We start from the raw sequence: 15,612 nt of genomic DNA, 5'->3' as shown, positions 1-15,612 counted from the left end.
AAGATATGTCAGGCGAGCTTCAAACACTTCACAGTAAAGTCTTAAGTTTACTTAACTTAAATGAAGACATATTATCATTTACACAGTTTGAAACTTACACAGAATTACTTGAGATGATAATAATTACTAAAAGCATTGATGCTCGTATGCTTAGCTCCTCAAGTCTGATATTACTGCTTTGTTACTATATAGGCTGCAAGCTAAGTCAAGCAGGAGTAATACGTGAATTTGGCCTTGAGAGGATTAAAAATGAAAAGCTAAATGAGCTTGAAATTTCATATCATCCTGCTAGTAATGAGGCTAATACTAATTTAAGTTTTTGTAGACAGTTTGAATCGCTACTTGGTGCTCTAAAAAGCCAAACAAACATGCCCTCTTGTTGTATAGGATTTATAAAGTGATTAGTAACGTTAGAAATGGGTTTTCAAGACTAGCATCAAGAGTAATCTCTTACTTTCAAAATGAAGAGAATTTCAAACTTCACAAAGGTAATTACTCTAAGTGTGAGGAGTTAGATTCCCATGAGATAACTTATGATAAGGGTAAGTTTAGCAAGTTTACAGGGGTACTCTTTAGTATCAAAGCTGACACGCTTGCAAGTTTACCTGAAATTAATCTTTATGATGTTAAGTCACTTCATAAACTTTATACTACCTCTAGTCTAGAGTTTGAACTTAAAGATAGAATTTCAGCTCAAAGTACATTTTATGAAATTTTAAGTATCGACTCTAGTATTGGCTATCTTACTATGATTTTGAAGGAAGTAGAATGGAAGTAGAGATTGGTTGGTTTGATAAACGCAATGCTAAAATTGCAAGTCTTCATCAGATGGGTAGTAGCAAATTGCCTATAAGGTCACATCTTTATTCTGTAGCTGAGGCTTATGAATTTAGAGAGTATATAAATACACCTTATATAAGAACCTGTTTTCTTAAAAGTCCAAAAAAAGGCATGCAAGCTATAGGAGAAGCATTTATTACTTATTACACAAATTATGTCATGTCAAAAAAGGTAAAACCCGCACTATCTAGCAAGACAATTGACTTTAAGAGAGATAAAGGTTCGCATCATCCAGAAGTTACTCTAGTTGATACTGAGGAGATGATACATTCTATTAGCTATAGGATAAATGAGTGATATTAAGTACAAAAGACATACATAAAAGCCTAATCTCGTATTTTAAAAATTTTAAAGAACGTACTTCTAAATTAGCTCTAAATTTAGATTTAATTAATACATACAATCATCCATACATGTCTAAATACACTCTTGAGTGTGCAAACATTATTGCAATTAAATTTGAAAATATGGATGACCTAACATTAGGCTCAAGAGCTGGTGCATTTTATAAGAATGTGAATGAGTTTGTCCTGAATTTTCAAATATTCATCTTAAGTCAGGTTATAAGCTCTAAAGAGAGAGATGCTTATTACACAATGTTTCAAATCTATAGTCTACTTAGTGATTTTATTTATGAGAATACTCATAAGGTAACGCTGCAAAGTGAAGATGAGCGGTACTTAACTGAACTTAATTTTTATATTTATCCTACAACAAATATGCAAAATAGTGGACTTGTTAAAATTGATTCTAATTATAGCAATGCTGCATATTGTTGCAATCAAGCTTTTAAAGCTAGTGTGCAAGTAATCGAACAACTAATTAAGGAGGAGAAGTAAATGCCACAAGATACAATTAGTGTGAATTTGGTACATTCTAAATTAGATATAAATTATGTAAATTACTACACACCTTTACTTGTGTACAAATGTTCCAAAATTAAAGTTAACACCACAACGCCTAAGATTAAGATATTAAACTTAAATATAAATAGCTTTGAGAGACAAATTGATGTACTTGAGAAGGAAGGAAGTAATAGTGATGATGAATTTGGTAAAGAGAAGGAATACTTAAAGGGAGCAATCCAAGCATTCTTCTCAGCAGGTGATTCTGGACTTAAATCAGTTAAACTACTCATATATAAAGAAGGAACTGAATCAAAAGCAATAAAATCAGAGCTTAAAGACAATAGATATACATTTATTGTACTTATAAACACTTACGTAAATAACAGTGATGGTGGTGATGGGCTTGTACTTTACAAAGATGATTATACACATTTTAAAGACGATAAGCACTTTTTTGTATTTGCAACAAAAGAATCTGAAGTAAAAGAGTTGTTTAAAGATGGTGCGAATTCTAAATCTAAAATTATTGTTATCCACTCACAAGGTGATGCACATCTTCACTTAAGATTTATATCTAAATACTTACATGAAGCTAGCATATTTCAAGCTGCTAATCCTTATGGACTCAAATTTAGCAGCTTGGAGCCTATTACTGATAATGATACAATTTCTAAACTTCGGAACGCGAATATTAATTTTTATGCACTGCTTAATGAGACTGGTCTTGATGGTGTTAAAGCTTTTAAAGAAGGAGTCACACTTGAAGGTGCTCCAATTGATGAAATTTTCACTTATCATTATATCAAATATGAACTTACATCACAGCTTATTAGAGTATGGAATTTTAATAACAGACAAAATAGTAAATTATCAGAATTGCAACTCTCAGGTAAGCGAGACAATGCTTACAGTGCGGCTGTTGAGTGTATGCTTAAACGTTTCATTGATAGGGGTGTAATTGTTGCGTACTCTAATCTTAAAACCCAAATATCACCAACACAAGCTCTAAAGCTTTTCTTATCAGTAGAGATTACTTATAACTACTCTATGAACGCAGTTCTTCTAAACATTACAGCACAAGATATACAAAATTACTTAAATAGCTTAAAGGAGACTTAAGAAATGACACAATGTTATGATTTAAGAAACATAGTTTTCTCTATTGGCGGCCATGAGATTCAAAGCGGTAAGTTAGAACTTACAAGTGAACCTACAACAAGAGCGGTAGCTAGCAGTGAAGATAGAGGAATGCCTATAGTTAGCTTTAGAGACCCTAGAACCATTGTTTTCATATTCAATATTGAGGTTTCAATTGGTACTTATGATTACAAACTCCTAACAAAGCTTTCAAAAGACCAATTTTATAACATATCCAAAAGTAAAAATGAAAGAATGTTAGATTTAGTATTCAATGACCTAGAAGACATCAAAATCATATCTAACTCTGCATTTTTTGCAGAAGAACCTTCAAGAAGTTACTCTGTTGAAGCTGAAAAAGTTACTTTTGAGATAAGAGCTGTTGGATGCACAGTTGACAATTAAATTTAATAATTAAGGAGGATTTGTGATTACACGTTACAAAATGAATATTTTAACTAAAAGTAAGACGCATACATTTGAAGTTAGAGTACTTCCTGTTTACAAGTGGGACTCTATATTAGGATTTTCACAAAGTGAAGGCATACATAAACTAAATGAAATTAAATACTTAAACGAAATTACTAATTTAATGATTAAACCTGGATTTTTAGATGAATTTTATCTTATCTTAAATGAAAATAGAGAGTACATTACTTACTATAAAGAATATCTTCAAGCCATACTTTACTCAATTCAGTTTGATACATTCAAATCAGATCCTGACTTTAAGAGACCAAATTTAGTTTACTTAAGTCATTATCTAAATAATACTAGTGGCTTTATACAATTTGATTACATTGATGATAGTTGGAATTATGAAGAGATAATACAAAATATCAAAATATAGAAGGTATTTAAAATTTATGAAAAGCAGTAGTAATGAGTATATACAAGTATTACATGAAACTAAGCTTGAATATTTTAAGCTACTTGAAGAGATAAAACAAAACAAATATTTCTTTCCAATTATCATGGGTGTTTGCACTTTAAATGACGTCAAAACACTAAATTATAAAGATTTAATGGAAGTTAACAAAATATCTGAACTTAAACTTGAAAAGCAAATATTTGAAATGTTCCTTAGTAAAGGTGTATTATGAACACAACAAAATTTACAATTAAATTTAAAGGTGTACTTGATCACGCATCAACTCGCAAATCTTTAGAGAGCGACATTTCTAAACTAGAACGTTTAATTAAACCTAAGCGATCACATCTAAAGAGTACTAAGGATATATTAAAACACAATTTATATGAGAAGAAACGTGAACTATCTAAACAAAACAAATATGAACGTTTAAGGGAGGGTGTAGAAAAGTTTAGACTCAGTGAGACTAAAAAACTCATTAAGCTTGGATACACATTTGAAAACGCTAGGCGAAAAGCATTCAAGCATTCCTTAATGTCAACTAAAGAGCTAAGACTACTAGAATATGAAAATTTGAAACGTGGGCGGCACAAAGAAATAGCACTTAACAAAACCGTTCAAAGTAGTATTCTTAAAGGCGCTAGTATTTTAAAAATCGCTGCTGGGACTGCTCTTGGAAATGCTGTTAGTAGTGGTGCTTCGGGAATATTTAGTTATGCTAAGAAATCTTTAGAAGACAATGCAAAATTAAGTAAAACACATTCAATTACTTCAAAAGTATTTACAGAAGGTGAGAAGAAATCACTAAGTGGTATGCTTAAAGGAATTTCCGGATTTGAAAGGGATTTAGAGAGAGAAGATTTCCTAAACTTGGCTGGGATAATTAGAAAAGAACTCGTATTTTTAGGTCAAAACAATGAAAGTAATCTTAAAAAGGCAGTAGAATTTGCTGCAAAGCTTAAATCTACTGGGGTTGTTGATGATACTAACTCGGCTACCAAAGCAGTAGTAGAATTCTTGCAAGGTAAAAGCGGTCCTCTTTATGACATTATGAGCTCATTTAAAGAGTTTACTGGTAAATATAATGAACGAGCCGCAATGGAATATGACATACTAGCACCAGGCCAGGCCCTTGATTACAGAAGTCATAAACTAAAGGAAGTAATTAACGATTGGAACTCACTTAAATTTCCTACTTACTCAAGCTCGAGCGAAGAGGCTAAAAGTAGCTTAGAAAAGCTTAATGACACAGGTTCAAAACTTACTGCCAAGGTATTAGAACCGTTAGTTACTTCTTTAAACAAAATACTCGATTGGGCTTTAACGTTTAATTTTCAAACACATGTTACCGACCCTTTAATAAAGGGCATTAAAAGTATTTTTTCTCTAGACGCATTAATTGCAAGACTTAAAGCAATACTTCCTAAATTTTTAGGCGGAGATGGTGGTAAGAGTCTTGATAAACTTAAAACAGAAGAAGATTCAAGTATAAGGACACCTTAAATATATGATATCACAAATTACAACTGATTTTACTTATAAATACAAAGACACAGCACCCCTAAAGGCAACCCTAGACCCTTTAAATCTTACACCATCACAAATAACAAATATTCTTAAAGAAACATTTAATGAAATCTCTACTGTGTTTATGGCATATAATTTCTTAAGTTTATGTCCAAGGATGGACTTTAAAGGACTTGGATATGTCCCTCAAGGGTTCTTCATTTTACCTAAAAGTGAACTAATTAGCACAACTTACACCACAACATGTTCAAAACGTCCTGTAATTGACTATTATACACGTAAAGCTGAATATGTAAGCTACAATCCAACTTTTACTGGCGAAGTTATCACACTAAATAATGCTGTATTAACTAGTGCTTATAAGGAACTGCTTAATTTTTCAACCAGTACGGCTTTTGGAAAGTTAATTTTTCCTCATACTAGTAATTTAGCAAAACAACAACTGGTTAACAGAGTTCAAGAGAGTGTACCATTTAGCCTCTACAGCCCAACTCTAGGGTTTAGAAGCATAGTTGCAATTACATCTCTTACCCTTAAAGACACAGTATACCTTGATGAGGTTGAAATTAGTCTCACATTAGAAGTTCTTAAAACATTTAATGTATATAAAGGATAAGAAAATGGATCTCAGGCTTATCAAATACGACTTTAAAATCGAATTTTATAACCTAAGTCAAACTAGCACATCAGAAGAAAAACCTAAAATCATAATTAAAACTGAAGACGGTATACACATTGACATATCAATATCTGATATTTACTCAAGCAATAATTATGTGTGTGCAAAGAGAATCAAGCTAACTCTTTGGAATTTATCTCTTGATTTTACTCGTAATGTAAATGAAGGAGATATTGTAAAGATATTTTATAAAAAATTTGCTGACTCTAGAGATTATGATTTTATTATGTCAGGGTATTTAGGTGTTCCTATGAGTACTGATTATGATACTGGTGATTTTAGTGTTGATCTTGAAGTTCATCTGTCAACAAAAAGTAATTATTTCAATCGCAAACTTGACATAAATCAATTTCAAGGCATGAGTGTAGAGAATGCCATCTCTATAGCATTTCCTAATAGACATATAATCAATATGAGTTATGCTGATAGAACAAAAATTATAGATGAGAGTTTTTGTGCAAATACTCCTCTTGAGTTTATTGAAAAGATAACTAAAAAGTATGTTCAAAGTGTTAGGACAGATATTATACCTAAAGATCAAAGACAAATTATTAAAGAATCAACTCTAGGACTTGAGCATGTTGAGTGTAATTATATCTTTACTAACGCAACACCTGAAGCTGGACATACAAATTATTTACTACTTGAAGATTTTGGTCTTCACTTTATCCCGCAACAAGAAATTGCTATCGGAAGTACCCGCAATATAAGACTTATATATTGGAATGCCAAGATTATGTATACACACAAACTAAAAGTTGGTGATAGGGTCAAATTTCTAGACTCTCTGGGGAGTGAAGTTAAGAGTAGCATTATAGAGACTAGTGCTGCTTTAAGCAATACTGGTGAGTGCTCACTTACCTTGAAGCTTTATGATGACTCTAATTATTTAAATATCAAAGGAGAAGCTAAATAAATATGAACTTGAATTATGAAATATACAGAATGAATAGCCAAATGAAAGGTTCAGCACTAACACAAGAAGAGATCAAACTATGGACTTACAGAAACATCTTTATCTCTAGGCTAGGAATAATTAAATCTTTTAACTCCTCTACACAAGAAGGTGTTGTTTTACTCTCTGGAGAGACAGATTTAGAGATTAAAACACGAAATATATCAAATATGCACTTTAATCTTAGCGAAGGTGAGAGTGTTATCCTTCTTCAAAGTAGTATTAACCTTTTTAATGAGGATGATGATAATTATTTTGATAAAAACTATTTCTATATTCTAAAGCCTATTAATATGCAAAATGTTACTATCAAAGTTAATGACTTTGCAATTGACATACAACACCCAATAGACATTAAAGCTAATAATACAAGTTTAAAGGCAGTACTAGAAGAGATTGTCTCTTGTCTATACAATTTAAGGGTTACTGGACAATCAGTCGTTGATCCTAGTTTTTACAGTAATCTTACAAAGATTACAACTAAGATAAATATGTTACTTAAATAGGTTTTTGTTAAATTAAGCAATATACTTGCTAACTTGAGGGTTAGACATTGGATTTACAAATTGACAATCAATTTAATTCTGTCTTTAATGAGGACTTAGCATTAATTAATGGAATAAACGAACAAAAGCAACGTTTATTTATTTTCCTTAAAACTCCAAAGGGTAGTATTAAAAATGCTCCTAATTGGGGATTTGATTATGATTTAGCTTTAAGATTTGCTAAGGTAAGCTCTTTAACACAAATTAAAACTTACCTTTCAAATATTATACAAGACCTAAAGATTGACGCTATCAACATTGAAACAACGATTATAAATAAAAAATTAAACATTACATTTGAATTTGCAAACGACACCCTAGATATGGAGATTTGCATATGAGTATTCTCTTTGATCCTGACTTTGGAACTTTAAAACAGGATATACAACAAATAATTAATACCAAACGTGAATATTTAAAAGACATGTATGGAATTACAATTAATAATGACCCCACATCAATTTACAATATCATTGCAAGCTCACTTGCAATAAAAGAATATGAACTTATAGGTGAGGTTAACAAATTATTCTCTCTTCTTAAACCAGATGCTCCTTATTGGAAGGAGATACAAAAACATATAAGCATTAAAAGTACTACCTATGATGCTATAAAGAGTGCATTACTAAATCTTAATGGAATTAGTAATGTCAATATTAAAAGCACAGCCGGAAAGGCTAGTATTTACCTAATATTAGATGACTTGATGATGAGTGAAGATAAGAGTCAAATTACAAACTCTAATCTTAAAGCATTAATTTGGGAGACACTTTATCTTACATGTCCTGTTGGTACAGTTTTTGAAGGCGATATTCTCATAGATGGAATTAATAGCCAAAACCAAAAAATTGATTACAAAGTATCAATTGGCAAACGCAAGTACGCATATCTTAAGAGTAAATACAAAGTCAATCTTGAAAATCACATATATTTGAACATTGACTCTAAAATTAGAGAAATTTATACTCGAATTAAAAATAATAACTACACAGATATGGGAATCAGTTTTGAATATCAAGATTTCTTTGCTCCTGTTAATGAAATTAAAGGTGTTCATTGCATTGACATCTCCATTGCTATAAAAGATAACCTGGAGGTAAAAATTACTGATATTAATACAAGTGAGTTCAAGCAAAATGAGAATATTCAAATTCAAGCAAATGAAATTTTAGATCTAGATTTTAATGCTGATCGCTTGCTAATTGATATCTCTTCATAAAAAAAAGGATAGATTATGGTAAATATACCTACATTTCTTAAAGACACCCAAGTTGAAAAAATAATAAATACTGAACTGGTGTTTATAAATAAAATCATAAAAGAAATTAAAGAGCTTATTGCTAATTTTGAAGATACTCATGCTAGCGAGCATTTAAATTCAAGATTCATAGCGTTTTGGTTATCTGATATACTACAAATTATTTACTCAACCAACCAAACACTTGACACACTTGCTAAAAATATTGATAGTGTGCTGTTTGCTCTACGTCATATTGGAACACATGAATCATTTATAAAACTATTTAAGGCTTTTCTTAATGTTGATATTGTGCCTACTACCCTAGAACCTGGTGTTATTAATATCAAACTTAAGAGTCATATTAAAACTAATGTTATCGTATTTATTGTAGGTAGTACTCCAAAAGACACCCCATATAAAAAAATTATATTCAGGACTAAAGAGAATGGGCAAATCTTTAAAAAAGCTTGGACTATGACCTTGCTTCCTAAAGGATATGAGCATTCAATTTATGCATTTATCAAAAAACTGATTCCTATTGGAAGGGTACTTAAGATACAAAACCATGAGGGTAAATTCGTCAGAGAATTTAAAGGATAATAATTTAAGGAGATTTTATGTCAACTCAAGCACAAGAGAGTGTTGTAAAACACGATGATACAATTGAGATTAAAAATCTAAATAAAGTAACCAAACTTGAACCTACTAATCTTTTAGTCCTAGATGATGGGTTTTCTAGTTGTCATGCCATTACTCTTGATAACTTCCATAAAGACTTACATACAAAAATATTTATTGATGATGGCGATCGAAAGAATGATTTCAAACAAGTTATCAAAACACTAATTGCCAATGAATTACTAGGTGACTCCAACTTTATAAACCAAGTTTATAGTCAAGTACTTACCAAATTTTTAAATGATGACTCTAGTAGTATTTCAAAGACATATAGTAAAGTTGTAGAAAAACTTAACAATAATGAATCTAGTGTTATGGACAGTATTATAAGTAAAGTTACAAATAAATTTGAATCTAACTTACCTGAAGATAATTTAAGCAAAAGTCATTACCTTATAGGACTTTACTACTCTAGTTTAAAGAAAATCCCAGTACAAGAATATCTAACTGGTATTAGTAATAGTTTTAGTGTAAGTAGTACTACTACAATAAGAGCAACTAGTTATAATAGTAGTGACGATTATTATAGAAACACTGTGTACATGTCTAGTTTAAAATATGGTCGTTATATTTTTGAACTTGGAGCCACATCCACATCTAACCATGAAGAAATTATTATACAAACAGACAGTTCATATGATGATACTCCTATATATTTAATTGTAAAAGTTGATGCAATCTCTAATTCAACTGCTCAATCTAACAAAGAAGTAAGCATAAAATATAGCTATTCTTCAAAACGAACCCTATTTAGGCTTTCAAGTGTACACGGCGGTACAGGTTTTAATGGAAATATTTTAGAAGGTTGGTATATGCAAAAGAATGTGAGTGGCTCTCCTTTACTTGTGAAGCTATAATTTTTTATTTGTATTTTTTACCTTAGTTTTTGCTATATTGATATATAGTTGTATCTACCAAATTAAATTAAAGGAGAGACAAATTGAATGAACTTGATAATAATTTATTAAATTTTTTACTTCAACTAATTAACATCAATGAAGTTAAGTTAGTTATTATTGCTGCATTTATCTTAAGTCTTGGGCTGATTTTCAAGCCAGCAATTAAAGATATACTAACTATTTTAGCTAGTAAGATAAAAACACAAAAAGGAGACACAGATAAAGGGGAGGATTTATGAAATTAAGCACTGCTAAATTAAGTGTTGATATTTTAAATAACTTTACCGAAATTATTAAAAATAATCATCACGGGAAAAATACTGCTACTTACATCAACATTTTTACTAAAGTGGTTAATTATTTTTACGCTCTATATGAGGCTAGCATATACCAAATGGAAGGGAGGGAGGCTATTAAACTACTTTCTGAAATTGAGGAGATACTAAGGATTAACATTGAAATTATAGAAAATTCTATTGACTCTGATGAGCTTTCAAAATACACATCTCAACTTAGAGCTAAACGTAACAAGATAATGAGTACTTACATCAAAATGTTAAAGGAGGCATAATTTGAGCAAATTTATAAAATTGACCCTCTCAACACTTATTCTCTCATGTACATCCATAGCATCACTAACTGAAGAACCAACACCACCTAAAACACACACTATTAAAGAACTTAGTGTCTATGAAGCTAAGTTATCTGATTATGTTATGTACTTACAAGTATTCTTAACTAGAACAAAGAAAAAGGTTAATGACCCAAAGTATCCTAAGTTTACTTATTTTGACGCATCAACACTGAAATATGAGAGTACAATTGATAATTTAATGTTTAACATCAATTTGTTTCAAGAATATATCAGTATAACTAAACCCATTGTCCAAATGGTGTATAGGAAATATTCAAAATTACAAAATTAAATAAAAAAGAGAGGTTTTTATCTTAAGGCCTCTCTTTAAATGGAATAGAGATTATACTTAATTATTACATAGATATCCAAAATTATCATCACTAGCTATATATCCAAATAATTTGAGTGGACTCTGGCCATATTTTGACTCTCTGCAGGCTAAAAATTTAGAAAAACCTTCAATTACTTCTGGATCAGACTTTGTTCTCTTTAAATAACTATTTATAAGATCTCTCCAATAATCTATAGTCTTAAGCTCTGGTTTAGTTTCAAAAAACTCAAGTATACTCGAATCATCAGCATTATTTAATTGCAGTAAAAACTTATCTATTGTTTCTAAACTATCAAAAGGTGTATGATCTAATACCGAATGCATTCTTTTAGATGCTTGAAGTAAATTTTTGTAATAATGATACTTAACGGGTATACGTTTAGGCAGCTTATCAAGACTAGTTACAGATTTGTGACTTACAGGTGGCTGTTTTGTTTCACCTTTAGTTACTCTTTTAGTATTAACAGTTTTATCTCTCTTTAGAGAATTTACAAGTGGAACATTTACACTACTGGCTAATTCCTCATTAGCTCCTTGAATATGCTCCAATGAACTAGCATCGGTGTCAACTTCACTCTCTATTGATAGGTATCCTACAAGAGCATATCTTTTATGATATGTTATGCATGAACCTACAAGTTGCGATAAAGTATTTTGATTCTTTGCCCCTAGAGAAGAAAATTCTTCTGTGTAAATTGGAGTATCAAATGACTCGCTATACCCACTACTTGGACTGTAAAATGTTGTTGTAATAACATTAATTGTATTATTTCCCACAACTTTAAATGTTGGACATTGCAGGAAATCAATATCTAAATTGTTACTCTTTATAACATTCTTTATCTCTCTGATTATCTCATTGAAATTTTGATATTTATACCCATATCCATTAAGATTCTTAGCAACACCACTTAAATTCATACGTAGACTGTATAGAGATTTTAGAAAGTTTACCCTTGCTTGATTCTCATCAGTTACTAAAGCTTGATTATTTACTCTTATATCTGTTACTTTTATCTTTTGTTTACCCAGTTTCTTAACTGCTCTGCGCATTCTAGTTTTTGTCATATTTAAACTCCTGTTTCTATGTTATAAATATAATTTTATTATCAAAAACTAAACTTGTCAATTTTTATTGCATTATTTTCAGTAACTTTTATATGAAAAGTATTAAAAAATAAGATTATTATTAAAAAATCCTTAGAACATAATTAAGAACTCTTAAATAGAATGCTTAATCACGCTCTAAGGCTTATCCTAAACGAACATAAAACAGGTAGTTCTAAATGATAGCACTACTGATAACAACTAGTGTATAATAAAGCTAGAATAAAATCAACTATTATTTCAAATATAAAAAACTAACATACACGTAATTTTTATACTTCAACTGTATATGAGTTAAAAAACTTGTTTACAAGAATAAAAGTAATAATCTGTACCACTATCAACCTTTTAAACTTTTAAATTCTTTCATAAATTCTTCAATCAGATCTTTCTTACTTGAAAAAAGCCTATCCATTAAAAAACTTGTAAACTTTGCATTTTGCTTATAAAAATCATAACTCTCTTGACTCTTAAGTTGAAATCTTAATGGTTTTATTGGATTTTCTTTTGATTTTTGAGATATCTTAATCTTTTTGAGAACACCTTTTATACCCTCTTTTTTAAGCTCTTCTAAATTCAAAGTTCCTTTTAATATTTCCTTATATATCTTTAAATATTTAAAAGCCTGGGTCCTTGCTATGACGAAGTCTTCTAAAAAACTATTAAAATTAATATACCCATCAATTTTATACAATTTATTTTCTTTAATTTCATATAAAATTTTCATTATCTTAATTCTATCTTCTATTTCATTCAACAGAATGGCTCTTAATTGATTTTTATAAGCCTCATATTTTATCTTATTATCCTTAGTACTTAAATTTTGCTCTCTATCATTTAAAATAATATTTTTATTTTGCATAAAACCTCCTTGCATACTATTTATATAAATAAGTACACCCGGTGTACTTATTTATATAAATAGTATGTTACTTAAAGCCTCTTTTATTTCTTTATAATAATTTTCACTTTCATTTGGAACAAGTAATTCGTTAATAAAAACTCTTATTCCATTCGAAAAATGGATTTTACCCTTAATAAGCTTTTCATAATGCTCATTTAAGAGGTTTTCTATATCTTTTAAGGTGTTCCTATTTTTGATAAATTTATTTTTTACTATTGATACTTCTATTTTTTTATTCTTAATAATCTCTGTTTTTTTTACTGAATTTAAAATCTGTGGAAATGTTTCAACTGACCACCTTTCAACTTCAATAGGAACGACAAGATTATCCGTGATATTTAAAGCATTAAACAATAAAGCCTTTGAATTTGGGGCTGTATCAATAATTACATAATCAAAATGATAATTTGGTAAATTACCATTTAAACAAAATTCCAATAATAATTCTTTATATTCAATTAACTCTTGTTCAAAATTTCTCAGTATAGGATGAGATGCGATAATATACATATTGTTATTTATCTCATTCAAATATTTACTAAAATTAGTATTAAAATCTTCTTTTAACAAAGCATAAATATTAAATTCTTCTATATTTTTTATATATTTAATGAAATAACTAGTTATACTATTTTGTGGATCTAAGTCTACTAAAAGTACTTTTTTACCCATTTTTTTTAAAACATAACTGAAAATAATAGTTAAAACACTTTTACCAACTCCTCCTTTAATTGATGCGATCGTAATTACTTTAGGTTTTTTTCTATCCATTTAGTTATAAGACCTCCTTCTGGTAATTTTTTATTGTAAAACTCATATACTTCTTTCTCTAAAGTCAAAAGTGTTGTTATTAAAGAACTGTAATATTTTGTGTAAATTTTATCTTTTTTAAGTAAACGAGATATCCCTTTGATGTAACAACGAACACTTCCTTTTTTAAATCTAAATTCTATATAATAAACTTTTGAGAATGTGTGCTTTTTGATAACTCCATTATCTTCATATCTTCTAACCACATTCTGTATCGGTTTACTATAGCCATAATAAATGCCTAAAAATTTATCATCTCCTTTTATAGAAAATAAATTAAATGATTTTACTTTTTCTTGATTTAATAATTCTCTCAATGTAACAAAAAATCTGTTCTTTTTTTTCTTATCTACTCCAAATGCATAGAAATCCATCACAATTTTTGTATGATAAATCTTTCTATTGCTAGTTTCTTCTATTTTAAGAAAAATGGATTTATTTTTATTTGATTTAATCTCTAACTTCTTCTTTTTAAGACGTTCTAACACACTCTTCATAATTAATCCTTAACTAGTAACTTTTTTAGATTCCCCTAATTGTAAATTATCTTTATTATTTTCCATTAACTCTAAAAGCTCATGATAGTAATGGTTACTAAATATTTTGCTATATCCTAATTTGTTCTGTTTGCTTAAATAATTCTTTAATATTGGTGCTAAAATCGATACGTCTACTTTGTGTCTTAATTGTTCAAGAAGTATGCTAAATACGTTATTCCTAATGTTTCCTTCATTTTCTTTTGCATTTTTATTAGCAAATTCAACTGTTTTTTTAAGTTTTACTATTATCTTTTTTAAATCACTGTATTTATCTTTTTCTATGATAAAGTGTGGTTTATTTTTATATTGTTCATATACGTTTTGTATTTGGGTTTCTAATTGTTTACTGTCATACCCTTCATTCTTTAAAGTGGCTTTTATCTCATCTAGTATCTTACTCAATTCTTTTTGTTTACTTTCAAGTTTACTGTTATTTGGTTTAATATCATTTATTCTTTTATACTCACTATTTTCAGCTATTTTAATAGCTTTTAATAATTGAATTTTAAAATCCTTGTTCGCTTCTAAATTCAAAATAGAAAGGAAAGCATTTGATTTAAAATTGCATTTCTTAGCGTACTTTTCTACTTGTAATTTTTCTATAGATTTTATTCTGTTTTTATCTTCTTTTTTATTATTATAAGTATTATTAGAACACTCCCATTTTTCTACACTGCTATTTTTAGTACAAGTCTTTTCAAGATATGCACTAACACGGTTTTTGTGTCTTTCTTCTTTTTTATCTCTAAAGTGTTTATTGATTATTCGGTAACATTCTTTTTTAGAGTATTTAAGTTTGTAATGAATTTCAGTACCCATGTTAACACCCAAATGTTTGTAATAATTAATTGTTACTTTAAATACTTTTTCTAATTTATAGAGATAGCTTTGTAGAGTTTTAAGTTTAATAGGTTTTTGGTCGTTTTTTTTCATATTGTTATTAAAGTAATAAAGTATGTTGCTTTGAGTGTATTGATTAAGATTTAAGTTCATATAATTTAGTGTAGATATTAAAACGATTAATTTGTGTTGGTGTTTGTTGGTAGGTTTTTTTGTTCTCCTCAT

General features: G+C 29.2%; 24 protein-coding genes. 19 read left to right on the top strand and 5 right to left on the bottom strand.

Annotation, left to right across the window (positions count from 1 at the left end):
- The first annotated feature begins 5 nt into the window (after positions 1 to 5).
- From bpuSUM_RS06975 to bpuSUM_RS06885, 19 genes are all read left to right on the top strand, one after another.
- Positions 6 to 401, top strand: coding sequence for a DUF3890 domain-containing protein (locus tag bpuSUM_RS06975; protein ID WP_247067146.1), 396 nt, complete (start codon positions 6 to 8; stop codon positions 399 to 401).
- Complete coding sequence (locus tag bpuSUM_RS06970) at positions 398 to 778, top strand: DUF1506 family protein (protein ID WP_247067300.1); 381 nt, start codon at positions 398 to 400, stop codon at positions 776 to 778. Before bpuSUM_RS06975 ends, bpuSUM_RS06970 begins: the two co-directional genes overlap by 4 nt.
- Positions 769 to 1,137 (top strand): hypothetical protein, encoded by a 369-nt coding sequence (locus tag bpuSUM_RS06965; RefSeq protein ID WP_247067298.1) that lies wholly within the window; start codon positions 769 to 771, stop codon positions 1,135 to 1,137. The genes bpuSUM_RS06970 and bpuSUM_RS06965 overlap by 10 nt, the downstream gene beginning before the upstream one ends.
- Positions 1,134 to 1,679 (top strand): DUF764 family protein, encoded by a 546-nt coding sequence (locus bpuSUM_RS06960; protein ID WP_247066934.1) that lies wholly within the window; start codon positions 1,134 to 1,136, stop codon positions 1,677 to 1,679. The genes bpuSUM_RS06965 and bpuSUM_RS06960 overlap by 4 nt, the downstream gene beginning before the upstream one ends.
- Entirely contained in the window at positions 1,680 to 2,807 is a 1,128-nt protein-coding gene (locus bpuSUM_RS06955) for a DUF787 family protein (protein WP_247067284.1), read from the top strand.
- Between the two features lie 3 nt (positions 2,808 to 2,810).
- The gene (locus bpuSUM_RS06950; protein WP_247066930.1) at positions 2,811 to 3,230 is read left to right on the top strand and encodes a DUF1463 family protein; all 420 of its coding nucleotides are present in this window, start codon (positions 2,811 to 2,813) and stop codon (positions 3,228 to 3,230) included.
- A gap of 22 nt (positions 3,231 to 3,252) precedes the next feature.
- The gene (locus bpuSUM_RS06945; protein ID WP_247066929.1) at positions 3,253 to 3,675 is read left to right on the top strand and encodes a DUF1473 family protein; all 423 of its coding nucleotides are present in this window, start codon (positions 3,253 to 3,255) and stop codon (positions 3,673 to 3,675) included.
- Between the two features lie 16 nt (positions 3,676 to 3,691).
- Positions 3,692 to 3,928 (top strand): DUF1322 family protein, encoded by a 237-nt coding sequence (locus tag bpuSUM_RS06940; protein WP_025407617.1) that lies wholly within the window; start codon positions 3,692 to 3,694, stop codon positions 3,926 to 3,928.
- Complete coding sequence (locus tag bpuSUM_RS06935) at positions 3,925 to 5,199, top strand: DUF759 family protein (protein ID WP_247067282.1); 1,275 nt, start codon at positions 3,925 to 3,927, stop codon at positions 5,197 to 5,199. The genes bpuSUM_RS06940 and bpuSUM_RS06935 overlap by 4 nt, the downstream gene beginning before the upstream one ends.
- A 4-nt stretch (positions 5,200 to 5,203) precedes the next feature.
- The gene (locus tag bpuSUM_RS06930; RefSeq protein ID WP_247067280.1) at positions 5,204 to 5,839 is read left to right on the top strand and encodes a DUF792 family protein; all 636 of its coding nucleotides are present in this window, start codon (positions 5,204 to 5,206) and stop codon (positions 5,837 to 5,839) included.
- A gap of 4 nt (positions 5,840 to 5,843) precedes the next feature.
- Positions 5,844 to 6,818: a DUF693 family protein gene (locus bpuSUM_RS06925; RefSeq protein ID WP_247067278.1), complete on the top strand. Its 975-nt coding sequence runs from the start codon at positions 5,844 to 5,846 to the stop codon at positions 6,816 to 6,818.
- Positions 6,819 to 6,820: 2 nt separating this feature from the next.
- Positions 6,821 to 7,363, top strand: a complete 543-nt coding sequence (locus bpuSUM_RS06920; RefSeq protein ID WP_247067276.1) for a DUF777 family protein — start codon at positions 6,821 to 6,823, stop codon at positions 7,361 to 7,363.
- Positions 7,364 to 7,410: 47 nt separating this feature from the next.
- Entirely contained in the window at positions 7,411 to 7,743 is a 333-nt protein-coding gene (locus bpuSUM_RS06915) for a contractile injection system sheath initiator (protein ID WP_247066849.1), read from the top strand.
- Complete coding sequence (locus bpuSUM_RS06910; RefSeq protein ID WP_247067327.1) at positions 7,740 to 8,621, top strand: DUF276 domain-containing protein; 882 nt, start codon at positions 7,740 to 7,742, stop codon at positions 8,619 to 8,621. Before bpuSUM_RS06915 ends, bpuSUM_RS06910 begins: the two co-directional genes overlap by 4 nt.
- Before the next feature lie 15 nt (positions 8,622 to 8,636).
- Complete coding sequence (locus bpuSUM_RS06905) at positions 8,637 to 9,242, top strand: DUF735 family protein (protein WP_247067325.1); 606 nt, start codon at positions 8,637 to 8,639, stop codon at positions 9,240 to 9,242.
- A 17-nt stretch (positions 9,243 to 9,259) separates the two neighbouring features.
- A complete protein-coding gene (locus tag bpuSUM_RS06900; protein ID WP_247067267.1) occupies positions 9,260 to 10,177 on the top strand; it encodes a DUF685 domain-containing protein in 918 nt (305 codons plus the stop codon).
- 83 nt (positions 10,178 to 10,260) lie between these two features.
- Positions 10,261 to 10,458, top strand: a complete 198-nt coding sequence (locus tag bpuSUM_RS06895; protein ID WP_247067265.1) for a BlyA family holin — start codon at positions 10,261 to 10,263, stop codon at positions 10,456 to 10,458.
- Positions 10,455 to 10,790 carry a BlyB family putative holin accessory protein gene (locus tag bpuSUM_RS06890; protein ID WP_247067078.1) on the top strand — a complete coding sequence of 112 codons (336 nt, stop codon included), beginning with the start codon at positions 10,455 to 10,457 and terminating at the stop codon, positions 10,788 to 10,790. The genes bpuSUM_RS06895 and bpuSUM_RS06890 overlap by 4 nt, the downstream gene beginning before the upstream one ends.
- Position 10,791: 1 nt before the next feature.
- A complete protein-coding gene (locus tag bpuSUM_RS06885) occupies positions 10,792 to 11,145 on the top strand; it encodes a BBA14 family lipoprotein (protein WP_247067069.1) in 354 nt (117 codons plus the stop codon).
- A gap of 57 nt (positions 11,146 to 11,202) precedes the next feature.
- Here bpuSUM_RS06885 and bpuSUM_RS06880 read toward each other — a convergent pair whose 3' ends face one another.
- From bpuSUM_RS06880 to bpuSUM_RS06860, 5 genes are all read right to left on the bottom strand, one after another.
- Positions 11,203 to 12,255 carry an ERF family protein gene (locus tag bpuSUM_RS06880; RefSeq protein ID WP_247067264.1) on the bottom strand — a complete coding sequence of 351 codons (1,053 nt, stop codon included), beginning with the start codon at positions 12,253 to 12,255 and terminating at the stop codon, positions 11,203 to 11,205.
- 379 nt (positions 12,256 to 12,634) lie between these two features.
- A complete protein-coding gene (locus bpuSUM_RS06875; RefSeq protein WP_247067256.1) occupies positions 12,635 to 13,156 on the bottom strand; it encodes a chromosome replication/partitioning protein in 522 nt (173 codons plus the stop codon).
- Positions 13,157 to 13,207: 51 nt separating this feature from the next.
- Positions 13,208 to 13,969: a ParA family protein gene (locus tag bpuSUM_RS06870; RefSeq protein WP_247067242.1), complete on the bottom strand. Its 762-nt coding sequence runs from the start codon at positions 13,967 to 13,969 to the stop codon at positions 13,208 to 13,210.
- Positions 13,945 to 14,505: a DUF226 domain-containing protein gene (locus tag bpuSUM_RS06865; protein WP_247067240.1), complete on the bottom strand. Its 561-nt coding sequence runs from the start codon at positions 14,503 to 14,505 to the stop codon at positions 13,945 to 13,947. The genes bpuSUM_RS06870 and bpuSUM_RS06865 overlap by 25 nt, the downstream gene beginning before the upstream one ends.
- 9 nt (positions 14,506 to 14,514) lie before the next feature.
- Entirely contained in the window at positions 14,515 to 15,612 is a 1,098-nt protein-coding gene (locus bpuSUM_RS06860) for a plasmid maintenance protein (RefSeq protein ID WP_247067323.1), read from the bottom strand.

The organism is Borrelia puertoricensis (assembly GCF_023035875.1).
GTDB classification, from domain to species: domain Bacteria; phylum Spirochaetota; class Spirochaetia; order Borreliales; family Borreliaceae; genus Borrelia; species Borrelia puertoricensis.
Note: the sequence above shows the minus strand (reverse complement) of the source record. Positions and strands in the feature narration are given on the sequence as shown.

Bases quoted from the DNA above. Each gene is read 5' to 3' on its own strand.
- bpuSUM_RS06875 (WP_247067256.1), bottom strand. From the start codon at position 13,156: ATGCAAAATAAAAATATTATTTTAAATGATAGAGAGCAAAATTTAAGT.
- bpuSUM_RS06940 (WP_025407617.1), top strand. From the start codon at position 3,692: ATGAAAAGCAGTAGTAATGAGTATATACAAGTATTACATGAAACTAAG.
- bpuSUM_RS06905 (WP_247067325.1), top strand. From the start codon at position 8,637: ATGGTAAATATACCTACATTTCTTAAAGACACCCAAGTTGAAAAAATA.
- bpuSUM_RS06865 (WP_247067240.1), bottom strand. From the start codon at position 14,505: ATGAAGAGTGTGTTAGAACGTCTTAAAAAGAAGAAGTTAGAGATTAAA.
- bpuSUM_RS06860 (WP_247067323.1), bottom strand. From the start codon at position 15,612: ATGAGGAGAACAAAAAAACCTACCAACAAACACCAACACAAATTAATC.
- bpuSUM_RS06975 (WP_247067146.1), top strand. From the start codon at position 6: ATGTCAGGCGAGCTTCAAACACTTCACAGTAAAGTCTTAAGTTTACTT.
- bpuSUM_RS06925 (WP_247067278.1), top strand. From the start codon at position 5,844: ATGGATCTCAGGCTTATCAAATACGACTTTAAAATCGAATTTTATAAC.
- bpuSUM_RS06950 (WP_247066930.1), top strand. From the start codon at position 2,811: ATGACACAATGTTATGATTTAAGAAACATAGTTTTCTCTATTGGCGGC.
- bpuSUM_RS06935 (WP_247067282.1), top strand. From the start codon at position 3,925: ATGAACACAACAAAATTTACAATTAAATTTAAAGGTGTACTTGATCAC.
- bpuSUM_RS06880 (WP_247067264.1), bottom strand. From the start codon at position 12,255: ATGACAAAAACTAGAATGCGCAGAGCAGTTAAGAAACTGGGTAAACAA.
- bpuSUM_RS06965 (WP_247067298.1), top strand. From the start codon at position 769: ATGGAAGTAGAGATTGGTTGGTTTGATAAACGCAATGCTAAAATTGCA.
- bpuSUM_RS06910 (WP_247067327.1), top strand. From the start codon at position 7,740: ATGAGTATTCTCTTTGATCCTGACTTTGGAACTTTAAAACAGGATATA.
- bpuSUM_RS06955 (WP_247067284.1), top strand. From the start codon at position 1,680: ATGCCACAAGATACAATTAGTGTGAATTTGGTACATTCTAAATTAGAT.
- bpuSUM_RS06930 (WP_247067280.1), top strand. From the start codon at position 5,204: ATGATATCACAAATTACAACTGATTTTACTTATAAATACAAAGACACA.
- bpuSUM_RS06870 (WP_247067242.1), bottom strand. From the start codon at position 13,969: ATGGATAGAAAAAAACCTAAAGTAATTACGATCGCATCAATTAAAGGA.
- bpuSUM_RS06890 (WP_247067078.1), top strand. From the start codon at position 10,455: ATGAAATTAAGCACTGCTAAATTAAGTGTTGATATTTTAAATAACTTT.
- bpuSUM_RS06920 (WP_247067276.1), top strand. From the start codon at position 6,821: ATGAACTTGAATTATGAAATATACAGAATGAATAGCCAAATGAAAGGT.
- bpuSUM_RS06900 (WP_247067267.1), top strand. From the start codon at position 9,260: ATGTCAACTCAAGCACAAGAGAGTGTTGTAAAACACGATGATACAATT.